Source organism: Roseibacillus ishigakijimensis (assembly GCF_016595415.1).
GTDB lineage: Bacteria > Verrucomicrobiota > Verrucomicrobiia > Verrucomicrobiales > Akkermansiaceae > Roseibacillus > Roseibacillus ishigakijimensis.
The window spans coordinates 1-332 of record NZ_JAENIO010000181.1 but is presented as its reverse complement, the minus strand read 5'-3'; the positions used below and the strand labels follow the sequence as shown (position 1 = coordinate 332).

The 332-nt window shown below is 59.6% G+C and carries 1 protein-coding gene; it reads left to right on the top strand.

The window, feature by feature from the left end:
- Positions 1-332 (top strand): PD-(D/E)XK nuclease family protein (locus JIN78_RS17080; protein ID WP_200393203.1); only part of this gene is annotated, 332 nt, incomplete at both ends.

Genomic DNA, 332 nt, shown 5'->3' with positions numbered 1-332 from the left:
ATCCCGGGGCTTTCGGTTCCGTTGACGGGAGCGATGGATCTGGTGGAGCAAGACTTCACTCCCATCGACTTTAAGTCAGCCGCATCCAAACCCAACGCGGACTCGGCGATGCTGGACCATGAGATTCAGCTCGTGAGCTATCAGCTCCTCTTGGAGGCCATTGGCGAGACTCCCTCCAAGCTGGACCTCATCTTCCTGGTGAAGACGAAGACTCCGCAAGTGATTCGGATCTCGTCACCGCCCGCAGACGAACACCGCAAGCGCCGGGTGACGGCCCTGCTGGAAATCGCAGTGACTGGCATCGCCAACGAACGGTTCCATCCCCAACCGGG